This is a genomic window from Thiocapsa sp., assembly GCF_018399035.1.
Lineage (GTDB): Bacteria > Pseudomonadota > Gammaproteobacteria > Chromatiales > Chromatiaceae > Thiocapsa.
In genome coordinates this window covers 5,008,082-5,025,124 of sequence record NZ_CP073760.1, presented here as the reverse complement: position 1 = coordinate 5,025,124, position 17,043 = coordinate 5,008,082, and the positions used below count along the sequence as shown (strand labels likewise).

Genomic DNA, 17,043 nt, shown 5'->3' with positions numbered 1-17,043 from the left:
CGGTTTAAAATTTTATATTTTTTAATACTTTAAACCGCGCTGGCTCCAGCGGCTCTGAAATCCGCCGGGGCCGATCCCATCCAAAAACATCGCATACCGCACTGGGCGCGGTTTAAACGCAAAATGAAAATGGCGCATGTCGCTCTGGACGCGGTTTAACCCGACGCACGCGACTGCAGCATTTCACGGACCTCGTCGATCGAGCGTGTGCATCCTCCGAGATGGATGACTGCATGGCAGTTCGGGCAAACAGGCCGAAGGTCAATGATTGGATTCACCGCATATCGGGCGCCGATCTCGGATAAGGGTGTGAGATGGTGCACCTGGATGAAGCCCTCCGCGACAGGGCCGAACGACGCCAGGAAATCGAACCGACAGATGACGCACGAGCAGCCATAGTGCTCGATGCAGCGTTGGCGAGCGGCAGGATCACGTTCGTAAGCATTCACCGTCACGCGGCGTTTGGCACCCTCGAAAAATGCCGAGCCATCGGTCAACTCCCCCGGCCAGGCGAACGCCTCGGCGATAATGGACTGACACTCCAGCAGATGGCTTTGCCGATCGACGCCGGCATATTCCGACAGTTCCGCCCAGTTGGTCCGCCTGCCGGTCTCCCCGGCCGGGCGCCCCGTCAGCCTGCGTTGAGTCGGGTTCCGACTGATCCCTGCGTCGTCGCACATCGCGGCGATGTTCTGGATCTTCATGCTGATCGATGAGCGACTGCGTGACTGCAGCGCAGAAATGGTCTCGATGCCTCCGATCTCGGCGATGTCGTATCGCGCCGCATAAATGCAGAGCACGATTTCATCTCGGGTAAAGGCTTGACGCGTTGCCATTGACGTCTTTCATTTCCCGCCGAACCGGTTCACCTCGGAACCGCGAGCCCGCCGGAGCGCGATGCGGTTCGCCGGATCACCGCATCCGACCGGATGGGTGATCGAGGCTGACCATGTCGACTAATGATCGTCTCCGCGATTGCTCGCCTTGTCCGCCGAGATCCGATCCATCAGCGCGAACAAAAGCCCGGAGACGACGAAGGTCATGTGGATGCCGACCTTCCAGGCCAGCTCCTCGTTGGTCAGGCGATCCACGTACATGAATGCCTTGAGCAGCTCGATGCCCGAGATGGCGACGATGGAGCCGATGAGCTTCATCTTCAGCTCGGCGAAGCCCACATGGCCCATCCAGTTGGGACGATCCTCATGGTCCCCGGTATCGATTCGGGAGACGAAGTTCTCGTAGCCGGCCAGCACGATGATGAGCACCAGGTTGGCGATCATCACCACGTCGATGAGGGAGAGCAGCCCGATAATCACCTCGCCGGCCTCGGCGGTGAAGACCAGGGGGACGAAGTGGATGAACTCCTTGATGAACTTGACCAGCAGCAGGGCGATGGCGAGGACTAGGCCCAGATAGAAGGGCGCGAGCAGCCAGCGGCTGTTGAAGATGACCAACTCCAGAATATGTTCGATCCGTTTCATGTCGAGGTTCCGGTTTGCCTGCAGGCCATTGAGTCGGGGTCCGGCGATTGCGCGCAGCGGACAGAGGTGACGGGAGCGGGCGGGATGCTACGCGGGCGCGGCCGCCACTTCAACGGCGTTCGGTCGGTCGATCCCCGAGCCTCGGCTTGGGCCTCCGCTCAGGTGCCCGGCGGCTCCTCCTCGAAACGCATCTGCACGTTCGTGCTAGCAGCCAGCGTGCGATAAACCGGGCTGCGTGCGGCAATCTCGAGTAGACGGGTGCGCTCTTCGGGCGTGAGGGCGCCGAGGATGTTCAGATGCACCTCGACGCGCTCGAGCTTGCCCTCGTCCTCGCCCTCGTGCTCACCGCTGCGGCAGTCCGTGCCATGAACCCGCTCTTGGCTCAGGCGGACTTCGACGTCGTCCAACGCCAGCCCCTGATGCCTGGCGTAGGTCCGCACGGTCATGGAGATGCAGGCGCCGAGCGACATCAGCAGCAGAGCGTAGGGTGTGGGACCCAGATCCGAGCCGCCGACCGACTTGGGCTCGTCGGCGAGCCATTGATGGCGATGGGTGTAGAGGCCGCGCTGGAAACGGGTATCGAGCTCGGTGACCAGGACCTCTTTCTCGGCTACCCGCGGTGCGGTCCCGATGCTCTGCTCGAAACCGTGCTTGCCGAGCCCCAGATAGCGGCTCGCCCATGCGACCAGCGTCTCGGCGACATACTCGGCATCTTCGCGATTGCCGAGCATATGGTCGGCCTTGTCCAGCGAGATGAAGCTCTTGGGGTGCCGCGCCGCTTGGAAGATCTTGCCGGCCTCCCCGATCGACACGATGGTGTCGAGCGGCGAATGGAAGACCAGAAGGGCGCGGTTGAGGTGACGGATGTGGTCCGCCGAGGCGTATTGATCCAGGTCGTCGAGCAACTGCTTGCGGATGCGGAAGCGCCGCTGCCCGATCTGCACCTCGGCCTCGCCGGTCTCCTCCAACTGGCCGCGTGCCCCGCTGAGGAGGTGTTGAACATGCGAGGCAGTCGCCGGGGAGGCGATGGTCACCACCGCCTCGACGGACGGGAGCGCATGCACCGCCGCCAGCACCGCCGCACCGCCCAGGCTGTGTCCGATCAGGAGCGCCGGGGCCTCGTAATCCGCCTCCAGCTTGCGCGCCGCGGCGAGCAGGTCGGCGACGTTGGAAGAGAAATTGGTGTTGGCGAAGTCGCCGTCGCTGTTGCCGAGTCCGGTGAAGTCGAAGCGCAGCACGGCGATCCCGCGCGCAGCCAAGGCCCGACTGATGCGGGTCGCCGCGGCGATGTCTTTGCTGCAGGTAAAGCAGTGCGCGAAAAGGGCGTAACGGGCCGTCGGCACGCGATCCGGAGGGGTCTCGAGCAGGCCGACCAAGGCGTGCCCCTCGGGATTGGGAAATTCGAGCTTGATACGTGCCATGCCTAGTCCTCTCGTTGGAGATCCATCGATCCGGGGAAAGCCGGAAGCTTCCAGCCGCCGGCCGCCAGCTTTTTTTATCCATCGAATGGATCAGCCGACTCGTCCGCCCTCCCCCGCCCGACAGAGCGCCTGCAGACGCTCCAGCTCGACCTCGTCGAAGCCGGCCTCGCGTCGGGCCGGGAGGTTGAGCGGGCAGCGGATCTCGGCGCGCATGTACTCGCGCAGCAGATCGAAATAGAGCGGCCCGGGGTCGAGGCCGCGCTCCTCGCACAGCCGCTTGAACCAACGCGAGCCGACAGCCACGTGGCCGACCTCCTCGCGCAGGATGACGCCCAGGCAGGCCGCCGTTTCCGGGTCGCCCGCCGCCTCGAAGCGCGCGATCATCCCGGGCGTCACGTCCAGCCCGCGCGCCTCCAGGACGCGCGGAACCAGGGCCATGCGCACGAGCGGATCGTGGGCGGTCGCGCGCGCCATCTCCCAGAGGCCGTCATGGGCGGGGAAATCGCCGTAGTCGTAGCCGAGATCCCGCAGTCGGCTGCGCATCAGGCCGAAATGCTCCGCCTCCTCGGCCGCGACCTGGACCCAGTCGGCGTAGAAATCCGCCGGCATCGCGCGAAAGCGCTGTACCGCGTCCCAAGCGAGGTTGATGGCGTTGAGCTCGATGTGGGCGACCGCGTGGATCATGGCCGCACGGCCCTCGCGGCTCGTGAGCTTGCGCGCCTTGAGCGCACGCGGGGGAACCAGCTCGGGCCGCGCCGGACGCCCGGGCAGATCCCGAACCGGGTCTGCGCCCGACGCATCCGCATCCAGGCACCCGGCGCGCCAGTGCTCGGCCGCCGCCTGCGTCGCGGCCTGCTTACGCGCCGGATCCGGCTCGCCGAGACAGGCGACTGCGACATCGAAGAGGTTGCCCTGCACCTGCGTCATCCGCGCCACCCCAGGATCAGATCCGTCACATTGGTCCCCGTCGGTCCGGTGCGGATCAGGTCGCCGCTCGCCTCGAGCAGCGTGCCCGAATCGGCACGTTCCAGCCCCTGGGCCGCGTCGAGTCCGGCGTCTCGAATCCGCTCCAGCGTGGCACCGTCGACCAAGGCCCCGGCATCGTCGGTGGGACCGTCGGTGCCGTCGGTCCCCGCGCTCAGCAACGCGGCATCGGCATGGCCGGCAAGCTCGATCGCCGCGGCCAAAGCAAGATGTTGATTGCGACCGCCCCGCCCGGGCGCATCCGGCAGACGCAGCGTCGTCTCGCCGCCCGCAATCGAAATGCCCGGAGGGCCGGCGAGCAAGGCACGCGCCAGGCGTCGCCCGGCGAGCGCTGCATCGCCCTCGACCGGATGCGCGTCGACCCGAACCGCGAAACCCGCACGGCGCCCCGCATCGGCCGCGGCGGACTTGGCGGTTTCCAAGGTCGCGACCAACGTGATCTCCGGACCGCGTGTCGGCAACGCCCCCCGCTCCTCCAACCCGCGCTCGACCCACTCCGAGAGCCAAGTCGGCAGATCGAGCGCCGCAATACCCTCGGCCAAACCGACCTCGGGAACCAGCAGCCCGGAGCCGATGACGCCCGGATCGTCGCCCGGCACATCCGAGATCGCCAACACCCGGGGCGGCCGGTCCCCGAGCGCGCTCAGCAGGGCCCCGCCCTTGATCCGAGAGACCGATTTGCGCACCCGATTCACCGCGTCGATGGGCAGGCCGCTGCCGAGCAGCCATTGGTTCATGCGTCGCAGATCGGCAAGATCAAGCCCGGCGATCGGCACCTCGACCAGACTCGAGGCACCGCCGGAGAGGAGGAAGAGCACCTCGGTCTGCGCCGGCAGCGCGCCAAGCGCGCCGGGCAAGCGCCGGCCGGCCTCCAGGCTCCCCCATCCGGCACGGGATGACCGCCGAGCAGGCATTCGATCCCGAGCCCGGCGAAGGCCGAGGGATCCAGATGACCCGGCTTGGTGATCAGCAGGCCGCCGACAACACGCGGACCCAGCACATCGCAGGCACCCAGCGCCATGGACTGCGCGGCCTTGCCGATCGCACAGATCCACACCGGGCCGTGCAAGGGTCGGTCGGCGAGAGCTTGCCCGACGACCGCACGCCCCTCCACCGCGCCCAGGGCCGCGGCAAAGACCTCGAGCAAGAGACGACGCGCGAAGGCGGCATCAGCCATCGAGACCGACCCGAGCGACGGGTTGGAAAACGGCAAGCCAAGCCTTCAAATTGACAATCCTCAATGCGATTCCGCTAAAAGACATGTCTAAGTGTCGATAAGAAAAGAATCCGGCACATCGATTCAGGATGTCGACAGCCGAACCCCGAGAACAAAAAGGACCCTCCACTGAACCCTTTCCGAACGAGTCCAACCCATGAAGCTGTGCCCGAAATGCAGTCGTTCCCCGTTGCCCTTCGTCATGGTCTTGCTGATCTCCAGCGTGCTGGCCTTCATTACCTGGCTGGTGTTGGGGCTCTCCCAGGTCGAGCCCATGGTCCGGTTGGCCGGCGGCACGGCGGCCTTCCTCGCCGTCGGCGGAACCCTGCTGCACTATGTGATCGGCTGTCTCAAGCGCCACTGCCGGCACGACCAGGAACCTCATCGGGTCCACGGCCAGACCTTCAGCCGACCCGTGTAACGCGATCCCGCAGATAGACGGGTGCCGCCAGCTCGGGCGGCACCCCATGCCCCGCGGCAAGCTCGGCGGCGCCGAGCACGGCCAGATCCCGAGCCTCGCAGATCGCCTCGCCCGCATCGGCGTTGACAACCGCACGGGTTCGCGCGGCAAGCTCGGCGCCGTAGACGGACCAGCCCGGCCCGACACCGCACCATCCATCGCCGTCCGGTGCCTTGACCGCCTCCGGCGAGCACACCCGCTCCTCGCAGCGTGCCACGGCCAAGCCGCGCTCGTCGATCTCGAAACACCCCCAGTAGACCTCGCCCATCCGCGCATCCAGTGCCACCAGGAGACGCCGTTCGCCGCTGCGGCGAAACGCTCCCTGCGCGATCGCGGCCAGGGTCGAGACCGGCACGAGCGGCAACCCGGCGCCGAACGCGGCCCCTTGCGCGACGGCGACCGCGATCCGCACACCCGTGAAGGATCCGGGGCCGCGTGCGAAGGCGATCGCGTCCAGTGCGTCCAGACGCGTCCCGGCATTCTCCAGCACCTGCTGCATCATGCCCAGGATCAATTCGCCGTGTCGACGCGGAGCGGTCTCGAGCACTTGCTCGATGCGTTCGCCCGAGAGCAGGGCCGCCGAGCAGGCGTCGCCCGAGGTATCGATCGCGAGGAGAGTCGTCATAGGTCAGGAAGGGAATCGATTCAGCCAAGGAATGCTTGGTTGCGATTCTATACGGAGTCGGGGGCGAGCTGCGGATATCCGCTCGAATCGCGGTGACCCCTAACTCGTGCCCGAAAAAAGTTGAGCACCGACAAGCGTTGTCGTTGTCGTCGATTCGATGACGACAACGACAACGACAACGAGGACAACGACAACCGTGGCAAAGGACTCTCTCGTCGAGTTGTTACATTTAAACTGTTCCTAAACCGCGTCCAGAGCGACATGCGTCATTTTCATGTTGCGTTTCGCTTCGGAGATGTCCTCGGTCTCGGTGAGACGCGGTTTAAAATGTAATGTTTTTTAATACTTTAAACCGCGCCGACTCCAGCGTTTGTCAAAACCGCCGGGGCCGATCCCATCCAAAAACATCGCATACCGCAGAGGGCGCGGTTTAAAAGGGAGACGGGCGAACACCCCGGTCGGGAGCGAAGGTCTCCGACAGGCGCGCCGAATCGAGCATGCGGACGAAATCCTCGGGCGGGAACAAGACCCAACCGCGAAAATCCGGGCTCAAGGGCCCGGTGCACTCGCACGGCGGGGCATCGTCGGCGAGATCCACCAGCCATAATCCGCGCTGACCGGTCAGACCGAATGGATTTTCCAAGCGGGTTTCGACCGCCCAGGTGCGCAACCCCTTCAGGTGATCCTGGATCGCGGTCGCAAAGACTTGCGCGATCAGTCCGAGCAAAAGGACCTCTTTGTATCTCAGCTCGATCGCCTTCACACCCTGATGCCCGACCTCGGAACCGGCCTCCCGCAAACGCTTGGCCGCTCGCGGATACCTGGCGCTCACGACGAGGCGCACCGACAGGGCATGAAGATCACGCCAAGATCCGGCGGGGAGCGGGATCTGCAGGCGCGCGGCATGTCGGATCTGATGCTGAAAGAAATAGAACAGGTTACGGATCGCCCACGCGTTTAGATCGCCATCGGGAGCACGTTGGCGGTCCGCGGCCCACTCGATCGCCGCCGCGAGGTTACGGAACATCAGGCGATAGAGACGCCCCTCGAAAATCGATCCGGATCCGCCGGTGCGCGCGCCCGACTCTTCGCCGGCGTGCCGACCCGCGTGATCACCGAGGTGCTCACCGACCGCCAACACGGGAGCCGTCCAGGCGTGGAGGAGTCCCAATCGTGCGGCGGCGTCCACGTCGCTCGCCAGCAATGCCTCCAGCATTTCGATCAGCTTGGCGGGCGAGATCCGAGCCCCGACCGACGGGAGGGCCGCGAGGAGGCTGCTCGCAGACCCGAGCTGACCGGACGACACGGACTCTCCGATCGCGATGGTCAAGTCCAGACCCGTCGGCAAGCCGGGGGTGGGTCGAGCAACAGTCTGCAGGGTCATCATGCAAAATCCGCGGGTCGATGACGAACCGCCGCGGGTCTCTCGATCGACAGATCCGCGGATACCCCTCCCCTGGAGCAAGTCCGTACGCTGAGCAGGATCCTTTAGCCGAATGCTAGCCCCGGTGGACCGACTCGAACTGCCGACCGCTCCGCAGATTCCAAAAAAGACCGATCAGCTGTCGAACCCCTTCAGGATCGCCTGTGTCTCGTGGGCTGAGATCCGCGGGCCGAGACTGGTCACCAGCTTTGCCGAGGCCGCCGAGGCGAGATTGCCTGCCCGCGCGTAATCCCAGCCTTGCCCAAGGCCGTACAGGAAGGCGCCCGCGAACATATCCCCCGCACCGACCGTATCCACGGCCTTGACCTTGATCGGCGCGATCTCGATCAGGCTCTCGCCGTCCCAGACCAAGGCACCGTCCGGCCCGCACGTAATGGCGAAGGTCCGACTGATGCTCTTGAGATAGTCCACCGCAACACCGAGGTCGTCGCTGCCGGCCATGCCCATCGCCTCGAACGCGTTGGCGAACAGCAGATCCACCCCGGAGCCGATCATCTCGAGCAAGCCTGCCTTGAAGAACTTCACCATGTTCGGATCCGACAGCGAGATCGCGGTCTTCACCCCCGCCGCGTCGGCGATCCCCTTCGCGAGGATAGACGCCTCCCGAGCGGCATCCGAGGTCACCAGATAGCCCTCCGTGTAGAACCACTCCGAATCGCGCAGCGCGTCCTCGACCAGCTCGTCGGCGGACAGGGCACCGCTCACCCCCAGGAAGGTACACATGGTGCGATCGCTGTCCGGCGTCACCAGGACGACGCAGCGCCCGGTGTGGCCTTCGTCCTTGCGGGTGTGGTTGTTGGTGTCGACACCGCCCCGGACCAGATCGTCCATGTAGAAATGACCCAGCTCGTCATCGGCCACCTTGCAGGAGTAGAAGGCCTTGCCGCCGAGCTGGCTGAGCGCGATGACCGAGTTCGCAGCCGAGCCGCCGGAACCGCGCCGGGGTTGGTGGTGCTTGAGATGCGACATGATCGCCGTTTGCTGCACCTCGTCGACCAGGGTCATGACACCCTTGTCGATCCCCAGGATGCCGAGATCCGCCGCATCCACCTCGTATTCCATATCCACCAGCGCGTTGCCGATGCCGTAGACCTGATATTTCGCCATGAATCCCTCGTCTCTTCGCTCAAAAGGCGACAGTATACCGAGCGCGCGCGGGTTTTTCGGAAAGCAGGGTGCGTTCCGCGCGCGTCGGAACACGGCGCGGACATCCGCGGGCCTCGGTCTCGACCCGGCTCAGTTGTTCGGGTATCCGTCCGCGCGATGGGTCCAAAATCGGCCGGTGCGCTCGCGCCAGGTCCAGGGGCCCTCGATGGTGCCGTCCGATCCGAGCCGCAGCTCGATCGCGCCGACAAGACCGGTGTCGAGCGCGGGGATGCCGCGTGCGGAGACCCGCTCGCGCACCTCGGCGACGGGAAAGCCGAAATGGTTGGCGTAGCCGGAGGCGAAGAGGACCAGTCCGGGCGCGACCGTGTCCAAAAACGCGGGATGCGTCGAGGTGGCGCTGCCGTGGTGACCGGCGACCAGGACATCGCTCGCGAGCGCATCCCCCCATGCGCGGGCCAGGCGGCGCTCGACCCTCGCCTGGATATCGCCGGTGAGGAGGATCGAGCGCCCCCCGGTCTCGACACGCAGCACGCAGGAGGCGTCGTTGCCGCGGAATTCCGCATCGGGCGGGTGGATGAACCGAAACGACACCCCGGACCAGTCCCAGCCCTCCCCGGCCCGGCACGGCTCGACGCCCGGCACGCCTAGACGCGCCGGCTCTCCGCTGTCGATCCGATCGATCGGGATGCGTTTGGCCAAACCGGCCAGACCACCGGCGTGATCGCGGTCGGCATGGCTGACGACCAGGCGCTCGATCCGACGCACCCCTTGAGCCGCCAGAAAGGGCGCAACCACCGCGCTGCCCGTATCGAAACCGCTCGGAAACCCCGGACCGGTATCGTAGAGGAGCGTGCCCTCGCGAGTGCGCACCACGGCGGACAGACCAAGGCCGACGTCCAGCAGGGTGAACCAAGCCTCGCCGTCGCCCGGGTGCGGCGTGCGCAGGGCGAACATCGGAACAACGAGCAGCAGACCCAGCCAGCGCCCCGGCAGCCCGCGCGGCGCGAGCATCAGCGCTGCCCCGGCGCCCGCGGCCAGCCAAACCCAGAGCGGACGCTCGGGCAGCATCATCGCGGCCCAAGGCAAGGCCGCGATCCAGGCGAGCCCGTCCAGACACCACCCGAGCAGATGCGCCGTCCACTGCAACGGCCACGCGGAGACCGCGCCGACTCCGGGGAGCAGACTCAGCAGACTCGTGACCAAGACCAGCGGCAGCAGGATCAGACTGAAGAGCGGCACGGCCACCAGATTCACCGGCGGCGCAATCAGCGAGGCCCGTCCGAAGAGCAGGAACAGGAGCGGCAAGAGACCGATCCCGACGGCCCACTGGGCGCGACCCCAGCGTGTCCAGAGAGCGCGGCTCGGCAGCCGGTGCCCGAGGCTGAACAAGAGCACCGCCACGGCACCGAACGACAGCCAGAAACCGGGCGACAAGACAGCCCCCGGATCCACCAGCAGCACCCCGACCAGAGCCAATACGAGCGCATGGTAAGGCCGCAGCGTCCGCTGCCAAACGAGCGCAGCGAAGACCACGGCGATCATGACGAGCGCGCGTTGGGTCGAAACCGCGAAGCCCGCCAGTCCCGCATAGCCGAGCGCGGCGATCATCCCGCCGACCGCCGCCGCGCGCGGCGCGGCAAACGCGGCCGTGAGACCCGCACTGCGCGACCAAAGCCAGCGCACCAGAAAGAAGACCGCACCGGCGATCAAGCCGACATGCAGCCCCGAGATGGCCACCAGGTGGTTGGTCCCGGTGCGCGTCATCACCTCCCAGTCGTCTTGATCGAATCCCGAGCGATCGCCGATCACCAGGGCCTGTACGAGCGGCAGGGCCGGTGCGCCGTCCAAGACCCGGGCGAGATGCTCGGCCAGGCCCTGCCGCCGACGGTCGAGCCAATAGCGGCCGGCACCCGCATCGAGCCGCTGCGGCGGCTCGCCCCGACGCAGGTTGCCCGTCGCCTGCACACCCTGCTCGAACAACCAGCGCTCGAAGTCGAAGGTACCCGGATTGGCGAAACCGTGCCGGGGCTTGAGCCTCACGGGCAGGCGCCATTGCTCACCGGCGCGCAAGGGCGGCGCGTCGTCGTACCAGGAGAGTCGGACCAGACCGGTGAAGGGGATGTGCTCGCCCTCGTGCCGGGCGCGCTCCACCTCGAACAGGAATCGCCGAGCAAGACCGGAATCGGTCGGGATCGAGGCGATGCGCCCTTCCACGACCAGCGGCGCGCGGGCCAGCGCATCCGGAAAGGGCGAGCAGAGCAGGAGGCAGGCATTCCAGTGCGCCCAGAACGCACCGAGCATCAGCCAGAAGGGCAATCGCAGCAGGCGCCAGCGCCACGCGGCGAGGCCGAAAGCGACAATGACGAGTCCTATCGGGGCAAGCGGCGGCAGCCCGGGCAGCAGGTAAACAACGGCGACGCCGGAGGCGAATGCGAGACCGGCAGCGGTCGTGCTCCGGGTCATTGTCGGAGCGTCGCAGGGGATTCGCCACCGCCGCTCGACGGCTTGCGCCGGTCCCGACACCACCGATCACAGCATCTGTCCATGACTGCTATATACTCCGCGGCCTGTCTCTCTGGCGTAAGATCCAACGGACTTGCGGCGTGAAACGATGGCTCAAGCGAAACCTACCTGCGGCCGGCAGCATCCGGGCCAATCGCCATTTCGGCGTCTTCGGCCAACTCCTGCATGACCCCAACCTCTGGCACCTGAACCGTCACTCGGTCTCGGGTGCCACCGCGATCGGTCTCTTCGTGATGTTTCTGCCGCCGCTCGGCCAGTCGCTGATCGCCGCCTGGGCAGCCATCGTCCTGCGTGTGAACCTGCCGATCGCGGTGGTGGTGTGCTGGATCTCCAATCCGGTCACCATTCCGCCCATGTTCTATTTCGCCTACCGCCTCGGCTGCTGGATGCTCGGCATCGAGCCCGGTCATTTCGCGCTGGAGTACTGGTTGGACTGGCGCCATTGGATCGCGGTGATCTGGCCGTTGATGCTCGGCAGTCTGGCCTGCGCGATCCTCTGCTCCGGACTCGGTTATCTGACCGTCCAGACGCTCTGGCGCTGGCATCTGATGCGCCGGATCCGCGAGCGACGGGAACGCTACCGGGCGTCGGCGTCGCGCGACAACCGCCCGTCGTCCAATCGCCAGACCTGATCCATGCGCCCGGCCAGCTCCTGATCGTGTGTGACGATGACCAGGCTGGTACCGATCGCGACATTGAGCTCCAGCATCAAGTCGAAGACCCGGGCGGCGGTGACCCGATCGAGGTTTCCCGTGGGCTCGTCCGCCAGAAGACAGGCCGGATGGGTGACCAAGGCGCGCGCGACGGCCGCGCGCTGGCGCTCGCCGCCCGACATCTCGCCGGGTTTGTGCCGAGCGCGGCTTCCGAGGCCCACGCGATCGAGCAAGGCCGCCGCGCGATCGCGCGCCTCGGCCGGCCGGCTGCCGCCGATCAGAAGCGGCATGGCGACATTCTCGAGCGCGGTGAACTCGGCAAGCAGATGATGGAACTGGTAGACGAAGCCGAGATGGCGGTTGCGCAACAGGCCGCGCTTGGCCTCGGAGAGTCGGTTGACCTCTTGGCCGAGCCAACGCAGGCTCCCGCTGCTCGGGCGCTCCAGTCCGCCGACACAATGCAGCAGGGTGCTCTTGCCCGAGCCAGAGGCCCCGACGATCGCGATCCGCTCGCCGGCACCCACGCGAAAATCCACGTCGCGCAGCACATCGACCTCCAGCGGCCCCTGACGGAAGGTCTTCGACAGGCCCTTGACCTCCAACGCGGGCATGAGATCACTCATAACGCAGTGCCTCCGCCGGTTGGGTCGCGGCTGCGCGCCAGGCCGGATAGATGGTCGCGAGCACGGACATCAGGAAGGCCGCGCCGCCGACGAACAACACGTCTTCGAGATGCACGTCCGAGGGCAGCGCGCTGATGTAGTAGATGGTCGGATCCAGGAAGTGAACGCCGAAGAGCCCCTCGATCCCGGCGACGACGGTCTCGACATTGAGCGCCAGGATCACCCCGGCCACCATCCCGATGAGGGTTCCGACCAGACCGATCGCTGTCCCCTGCACCATGAAGATCCCCATGATGCGGGCGGGCGAGGCACCCAGGGTACGCAGCACGGCGATATCGGCCTGCTTGTCGGTGACGACCATCACCAGGGTCGAGACGATGTTGAAGGCGGCCACGGCCACGATCAGGAAGAGGATGATGCTCATCATCCGTTTCTCCATCGCCAGCGCGCTGAAGAAGTTGCTGTGGACCTGCGTCCAGTCCAAGACGCGGTAGACCCCGTCCAGCTCGTAGGCGATATCGCGCGAGAGTCGCGGCGCCAGCCACATGTCGGTCAGCTTCAAGCGAACACCCGAGACCGCATCGCCGAGGCTCAGCAGCTTGGCCGCATCGTCCATCTGCATGAAGGCGGCGTTGCGGTCATAGTCCGCCATGCCGACCGAGAAGACGCCGCTCACGGTGAAGCGTTTGAGCCGCGGCATGATCCCGACCGGCGTCGCGCTCACCTGGGGCGTGACCACGGTGACCTTGTCGCCGGGCAGCACACCCAGGAAATTCGCCAGATCCTGCCCGAGGATGATCCGAAACTCGCCGTCGACCAAGTCGTCGACCGAGCCCGTAACCATGTCTCGGCGCAGCTCCGCGACCTGGTCTTCCTCCGTCGGAATGATGCCGCGGATCAGGGCGCCGCTCACCTGCGAGCCGTTCACCAGCATCCCCTGCACCTCGACGAAGGGTGCCGCGCCGACGACATTCGGATGGGCTCGCACCCGCTCGAGCACATCGCGCCAGTCCTTGATGCCTCCCCCGTAAGGATCCGCGAGGGTCGCATGCGAGGCCATGCTCAGAATCCGAGCCTGGATCTCCTTGTGGAAGCCGTTCATCACCGAGAGCACCACGATCAGCGCCACGATGCCGAGCGTAATGCCCACCATCGAGGTGCCCGAGATGAAGGAGATGAAATGATTACGGCGTTTCGCTCGCGTGTAGCGAAGGCCGATGTAGATCGCGATGGGATGGAACATGGCGCCGGATTTAACCACAAAGGCCGCGACCGCGCCCGAAAACCTTGGCGCGGTGTGTGGTGGTGAACACATCCGTAGGGTTCGGTTTTTTTCGGCGTTTCTTAGGTGTCGATCTTGCGTGCGGGGCGCTCGGTTGTCGCGAGCGCGTAGGGGGTTGCGCGGGCATCGAGCAGTGCGATGGGATGGATCAGCACGGACAGACGAGTGCCGTCGGCATGGAGCCTCGAGCTCTCGAACGGCTCGACGCGCTCGCCGTGTTGCAGCGGCTCGATCGTCGCCCGATAGAGCGCAATCTCCTCGGGCGGTATCAGGCGCTCGATCGACATCGCCAGGGCATCGCTCTCGCGATACCCGTAGATGCGCTCGGCCGCCGGGTTCCAGGCGCGGATGGACCCATCGAAGCCCTGCACCGTCATGGCATCGTCGGCGTCCTTCACCAAGGCCGCGAGCCGTTGCGCGTGCTCCAAGGCATGACGCAGGCGAGCCTCGGAGGTCTTTACATCGTCCACGTCGACGAAGGCGATCACTGCACCCTCGATGCGGTTCTCCGCGGACTTGTAGGGGCGAATCCGCACCGAGTACCAGTGGCCGTCCTTGTCCTGAACATCCAGCGCCTGGGGCGTCACCCGATCGATGACCGCCTGAACCCGGGGCTCCAGATCGGGAATCTCGATGTTCGGCTTGATGTTGCCGATGGGCCGGCCGAGATCCGAGGCGATCAGGTTCAAGAGACGCTCGGCCTGCGGCGTGAACTGACGGATGCTCAGGTCCGACCCCAGGATCAGCACCGGGAGATGGACGCTGACGAGTAGATTGCCGAGATCGCTGTTGGCCTCGGCCAGGTCGTTGTTGCGGTTATCAAGCTCGCAATTGACCGTCGCCAGCTCCTCGTTGGTCGATTGAAGCTCTTCCTTGGTCGTCTCGAGCTCCTCGATCGTGCTCTGAAGCTCCTCGTTGGCGGATTGGATCTCTTCGTTGGCGGACCTGAGTTGCTCGTTGTTGCGCTCCTGCTCCGTGATGATCGATTGGAGATAGTCGCGCGTGGAGGTCAGCTCGCGCTCCAGAGCGACGATGCGCTCGTCCACCGGCCTCGGCAGCTCGCTCGTGACGCCGGGTGTGGAGACCGAACCCGGCTCGGCGGCCGCGACCTCGTCGAACAAGACCAGCAGCCGATCGGGCGGTCCGCCGTCGTTGATCGGCAGCACCCGCAGACCGACCCAGGCATCGGTGCCGTTGCGCCGATACCAGACACGACCCTTGCTGACGGCCGAGCCGCTCGTTCGCGCCTCTTGAATCACCGTACGCAGCTCCACCGCAAGCTCGCGGCGCGCGAGCTTGAGCAGATTCAGGGTTGCCGTGCCCGGGATCGGATCCAGATAGCGACCGGTTTCGCCGCGAAACAGCAGGATCTCCAGATCGCCCGACACCACCACGCCCGGCGGCCCGTAGTGCTCGAGGATCATCCGATCGGTCGCTTTGGTCAGATCGATCGGCTCGTTCGCGTCGGTCGCTGCGGGGACGAACGGGACATCGCCCGGCGATTGAAACGCGCGCGGCATGAGCGCGGGGGCGAGGCGGGGCGCGTTGGATTTCTTCGTGTAGATCTTGTTCTTGTGGTCGAGCAGCGCGAAGAGGTCGGCCCGTGCCCCGATGGACTCCGAGGACCCCAACATCAAAAACCGATTGGGCTCCAACGCATAATGGAAGATCTGCAGGGCCTGCTTCTGCAGAGGCGGCCCGAAATAGATCATGACATTGCGGCAAGAGACCAGATCCAACCAGGAGAAGGGCGGATCCTTCACCAGATTCTGTACCGCGAAGATGCACAGATCCCGCACCCGCTTGGCGACCTCGTAGCCGCCCGCAACCTTGACGAAGAAACGCTTCAGCTGCTCGGGCGCCAGGTGCGCGACCAGTTGGTCGGCAAAGAGACCGGCGCGGGCCTTCCCGATTGCCTTCACGTCGAGATCGGTCCCGAAGATCTGAATGCGTGTCCCGTTCGCCCGATCGCCCAGATACTCGATCATGGCGATGGCGATCGAATAGGCCTCCTCGCCGGTGGCGCAACCGGGCACCCAGACACGGACCGGGCGCTCGGTGTCCGACTCCGCGAAGAGGACTGGAAAGACCTTCTCGCGAAGGGCGTCGAACGCCTCGGGCTCGCGAAAGAACCCGGTGACGCTGATCAGCAGATCCTCGAACAGTCGTTCAACCTCCTCGGGCTCGGATTGGAGATAACGCACGTACGCGGCAAGCCGGTGTATCCGATGCACGGCCATGCGCCGCTTGATCCGTCGCAGGATGGTGTCGCGCTTGTAGTAGCTGAAGTCGTTTCCGGTGTGTGTGCGCAGCAGCATGAAGATCTTGCCGAGATCCTCTTCATTGCCGCCCGGCACCTCCGCAATCTTGCGCACGGGCTGGCGCAGATAGGGATGGCGCGCGATGCGCGCGAGCTCGCTCGCCATCTCCGGCGGCGCCAACACCAGATCCACACAGCCGGCGGCGATCGCGCTGCCCGGCATCCCGAAGTGCTCTGCACTCTGTTCGTCCTGCGCCAAGGTCATTCCGCCGGCTGCCTTGATCGCCTTCAGCCCGTGGGTTCCATCCGAGCCGGTTCCGGACAGGACCACTCCGATGGCCTTGGGCCCCAAGTCGTCCGCGAGGGTTTCCAGAAAGCTGTCGACCGGCAGGTGCAGCCCGCGCTCCTCCCGGCGCGGCAACACCAGCAGGCGCCGATGATGCAGCCCGAGCGAGCAATTCGGCGGGATGACATAGACATGGTCGGGCTCGACGGGCTCGCCGTCCACGGCCTCGCGCACCGGCATCCGGGTCGTCCCGACCAGTAGATCGGCCAGCATGCTCGGATGTGCCGGATCCAGATGTTGGATGAGCACGAAGGCCATGCCGGTGCGCGTCGGCAGATGGTGCAGCAGACGACGGAAGGCATCGAGTCCGCCGGCCGAGGCCCCGATCCCGACGATCGGGAAGACGCCGTGCTCGGACTCGGCATCCCGGAAGGCGGGGTTCTCGCGCTCGCCGCCAGCGGGCTCGGCAGGCCCAGCGTGCTCCTCGGCCATGCGTTCTTCGTGCGAGGGAGCTTGCGAGGGCTGGGGGGAAGACTCCGGCGGGGGGGCGTGCCTCGAGGCGTGCGGGTCAGCGCTCATCGGTAACTCCTTGTGGTCGATCACGAGATCAATACACGCGCGAAACCGTCTGTCAACGCATTGCGAACAGCCGCGCCCGATCGAGAGACCGGCGGTTCA

The 17,043-nt window shown here is 65.8% G+C and carries 14 protein-coding genes and 1 pseudogene; 2 read left to right on the top strand and 13 right to left on the bottom strand.

Annotated elements, in window-relative coordinates; all coding sequences use genetic code 11:
• Positions 1-155: 155 nt before the first annotated feature.
• From KFB96_RS22915 to KFB96_RS27695, 6 genes and pseudogenes are all read right to left on the bottom strand, one after another.
• Positions 156-800 carry a hypothetical protein gene (locus tag KFB96_RS22915; RefSeq protein ID WP_213456469.1) on the bottom strand — a complete coding sequence of 215 codons (645 nt, stop codon included), beginning with the start codon at positions 798-800 and terminating at the stop codon, positions 156-158.
• 156 nt (positions 801-956) lie between these two features.
• Entirely contained in the window at positions 957-1,481 is a 525-nt protein-coding gene (locus KFB96_RS22910; RefSeq protein ID WP_213456471.1) for a TIGR00645 family protein, read from the bottom strand.
• A 158-nt stretch (positions 1,482-1,639) separates the two neighbouring features.
• Positions 1,640-2,902 carry a bifunctional alpha/beta hydrolase/OsmC family protein gene (locus KFB96_RS22905; RefSeq protein ID WP_213456473.1) on the bottom strand — a complete coding sequence of 421 codons (1,263 nt, stop codon included), beginning with the start codon at positions 2,900-2,902 and terminating at the stop codon, positions 1,640-1,642.
• A gap of 90 nt (positions 2,903-2,992) precedes the next feature.
• The gene (locus KFB96_RS22900; RefSeq protein ID WP_213456474.1) at positions 2,993-3,829 is read right to left on the bottom strand and encodes a ferritin-like domain-containing protein; all 837 of its coding nucleotides are present in this window, start codon (positions 3,827-3,829) and stop codon (positions 2,993-2,995) included.
• Entirely contained in the window at positions 3,826-4,485 is a 660-nt protein-coding gene (locus tag KFB96_RS27700; protein ID WP_367115061.1) for an MOFRL family protein, read from the bottom strand. Before KFB96_RS27700 ends, KFB96_RS22900 begins: the two co-directional genes overlap by 4 nt.
• Positions 4,486-4,494: 9 nt before the next feature.
• Positions 4,495-5,063 (bottom strand): annotated as a pseudogene (locus KFB96_RS27695) (DUF4147 domain-containing protein); the annotation flags it as partial.
• 196 nt (positions 5,064-5,259) lie between these two features.
• On the opposite strand from KFB96_RS27695, the gene KFB96_RS22890 reads away from it, so the two are divergent.
• Positions 5,260-5,523, top strand: a complete 264-nt coding sequence (locus tag KFB96_RS22890) for a hypothetical protein (RefSeq protein ID WP_213456478.1) — start codon at positions 5,260-5,262, stop codon at positions 5,521-5,523.
• Here KFB96_RS22890 and tsaB read toward each other — a convergent pair.
• From tsaB to KFB96_RS22870, 4 genes are all read right to left on the bottom strand, one after another.
• The gene (gene tsaB / locus KFB96_RS22885) at positions 5,507-6,187 is read right to left on the bottom strand and encodes a tRNA (adenosine(37)-N6)-threonylcarbamoyltransferase complex dimerization subunit type 1 TsaB (protein WP_213456479.1); all 681 of its coding nucleotides are present in this window, start codon (positions 6,185-6,187) and stop codon (positions 5,507-5,509) included. The two genes, KFB96_RS22890 and tsaB, sit on opposite strands and share 17 nt — an antisense overlap.
• Positions 6,188-6,617: 430 nt before the next feature.
• Entirely contained in the window at positions 6,618-7,571 is a 954-nt protein-coding gene (locus KFB96_RS22880; RefSeq protein ID WP_213456481.1) for a hypothetical protein, read from the bottom strand.
• 174 nt (positions 7,572-7,745) lie between these two features.
• Entirely contained in the window at positions 7,746-8,738 is a 993-nt protein-coding gene (locus KFB96_RS22875; protein WP_213456483.1) for an adenosine kinase, read from the bottom strand.
• 129 nt (positions 8,739-8,867) lie between these two features.
• Entirely contained in the window at positions 8,868-11,201 is a 2,334-nt protein-coding gene (locus KFB96_RS22870) for a DNA internalization-related competence protein ComEC/Rec2 (RefSeq protein WP_213456485.1), read from the bottom strand.
• A gap of 140 nt (positions 11,202-11,341) precedes the next feature.
• On the opposite strand from KFB96_RS22870, the gene KFB96_RS22865 reads away from it, so the two are divergent.
• Positions 11,342-11,893, top strand: coding sequence for a DUF2062 domain-containing protein (locus tag KFB96_RS22865; protein WP_213456487.1), 552 nt, complete (start codon positions 11,342-11,344; stop codon positions 11,891-11,893).
• On the opposite strand, the gene lolD is transcribed toward KFB96_RS22865, so the two are convergent.
• From lolD to KFB96_RS22850, 3 genes are all read right to left on the bottom strand, one after another.
• A complete protein-coding gene (lolD, locus tag KFB96_RS22860; RefSeq protein ID WP_213466022.1) occupies positions 11,839-12,537 on the bottom strand; it encodes a lipoprotein-releasing ABC transporter ATP-binding protein LolD in 699 nt (232 codons plus the stop codon). The genes KFB96_RS22865 and lolD overlap by 55 nt on opposite strands.
• Complete coding sequence (locus tag KFB96_RS22855) at positions 12,530-13,780, bottom strand: lipoprotein-releasing ABC transporter permease subunit (RefSeq protein ID WP_213456489.1); 1,251 nt, start codon at positions 13,778-13,780, stop codon at positions 12,530-12,532. The genes lolD and KFB96_RS22855 overlap by 8 nt, the downstream gene beginning before the upstream one ends.
• Positions 13,781-13,881: 101 nt before the next feature.
• The gene (locus KFB96_RS22850) at positions 13,882-16,857 is read right to left on the bottom strand and encodes a chemotaxis protein CheB (RefSeq protein WP_300970816.1); all 2,976 of its coding nucleotides are present in this window, start codon (positions 16,855-16,857) and stop codon (positions 13,882-13,884) included.
• Positions 16,858-17,043: the final 186 nt, after the last annotated feature.

Excerpts from the sequence above, each read along its gene's own strand:
- KFB96_RS22910 (WP_213456471.1), bottom strand. The coding sequence starts at position 1,481 with ATGAAACGGATCGAACATATTCTGGAGTTGGTCATCTTCAACAGCCGC.
- KFB96_RS22905 (WP_213456473.1), bottom strand. The coding sequence starts at position 2,902 with ATGGCACGTATCAAGCTCGAATTTCCCAATCCCGAGGGGCACGCCTTG.
- KFB96_RS22900 (WP_213456474.1), bottom strand. The coding sequence starts at position 3,829 with ATGACGCAGGTGCAGGGCAACCTCTTCGATGTCGCAGTCGCCTGTCTC.
- KFB96_RS22890 (WP_213456478.1), top strand. The coding sequence starts at position 5,260 with ATGAAGCTGTGCCCGAAATGCAGTCGTTCCCCGTTGCCCTTCGTCATG.
- tsaB (WP_213456479.1), bottom strand. The coding sequence starts at position 6,187 with ATGACGACTCTCCTCGCGATCGATACCTCGGGCGACGCCTGCTCGGCG.
- KFB96_RS22880 (WP_213456481.1), bottom strand. The coding sequence starts at position 7,571 with ATGACCCTGCAGACTGTTGCTCGACCCACCCCCGGCTTGCCGACGGGT.
- KFB96_RS22875 (WP_213456483.1), bottom strand. The coding sequence starts at position 8,738 with ATGGCGAAATATCAGGTCTACGGCATCGGCAACGCGCTGGTGGATATG.
- KFB96_RS22870 (WP_213456485.1), bottom strand. The coding sequence starts at position 11,201 with ATGACCCGGAGCACGACCGCTGCCGGTCTCGCATTCGCCTCCGGCGTC.
- lolD (WP_213466022.1), bottom strand. The coding sequence starts at position 12,537 with ATGAGTGATCTCATGCCCGCGTTGGAGGTCAAGGGCCTGTCGAAGACC.
- KFB96_RS22855 (WP_213456489.1), bottom strand. The coding sequence starts at position 13,780 with ATGTTCCATCCCATCGCGATCTACATCGGCCTTCGCTACACGCGAGCG.
- KFB96_RS22850 (WP_300970816.1), bottom strand. The coding sequence starts at position 16,857 with ATGGCCGAGGAGCACGCTGGGCCTGCCGAGCCCGCTGGCGGCGAGCGC.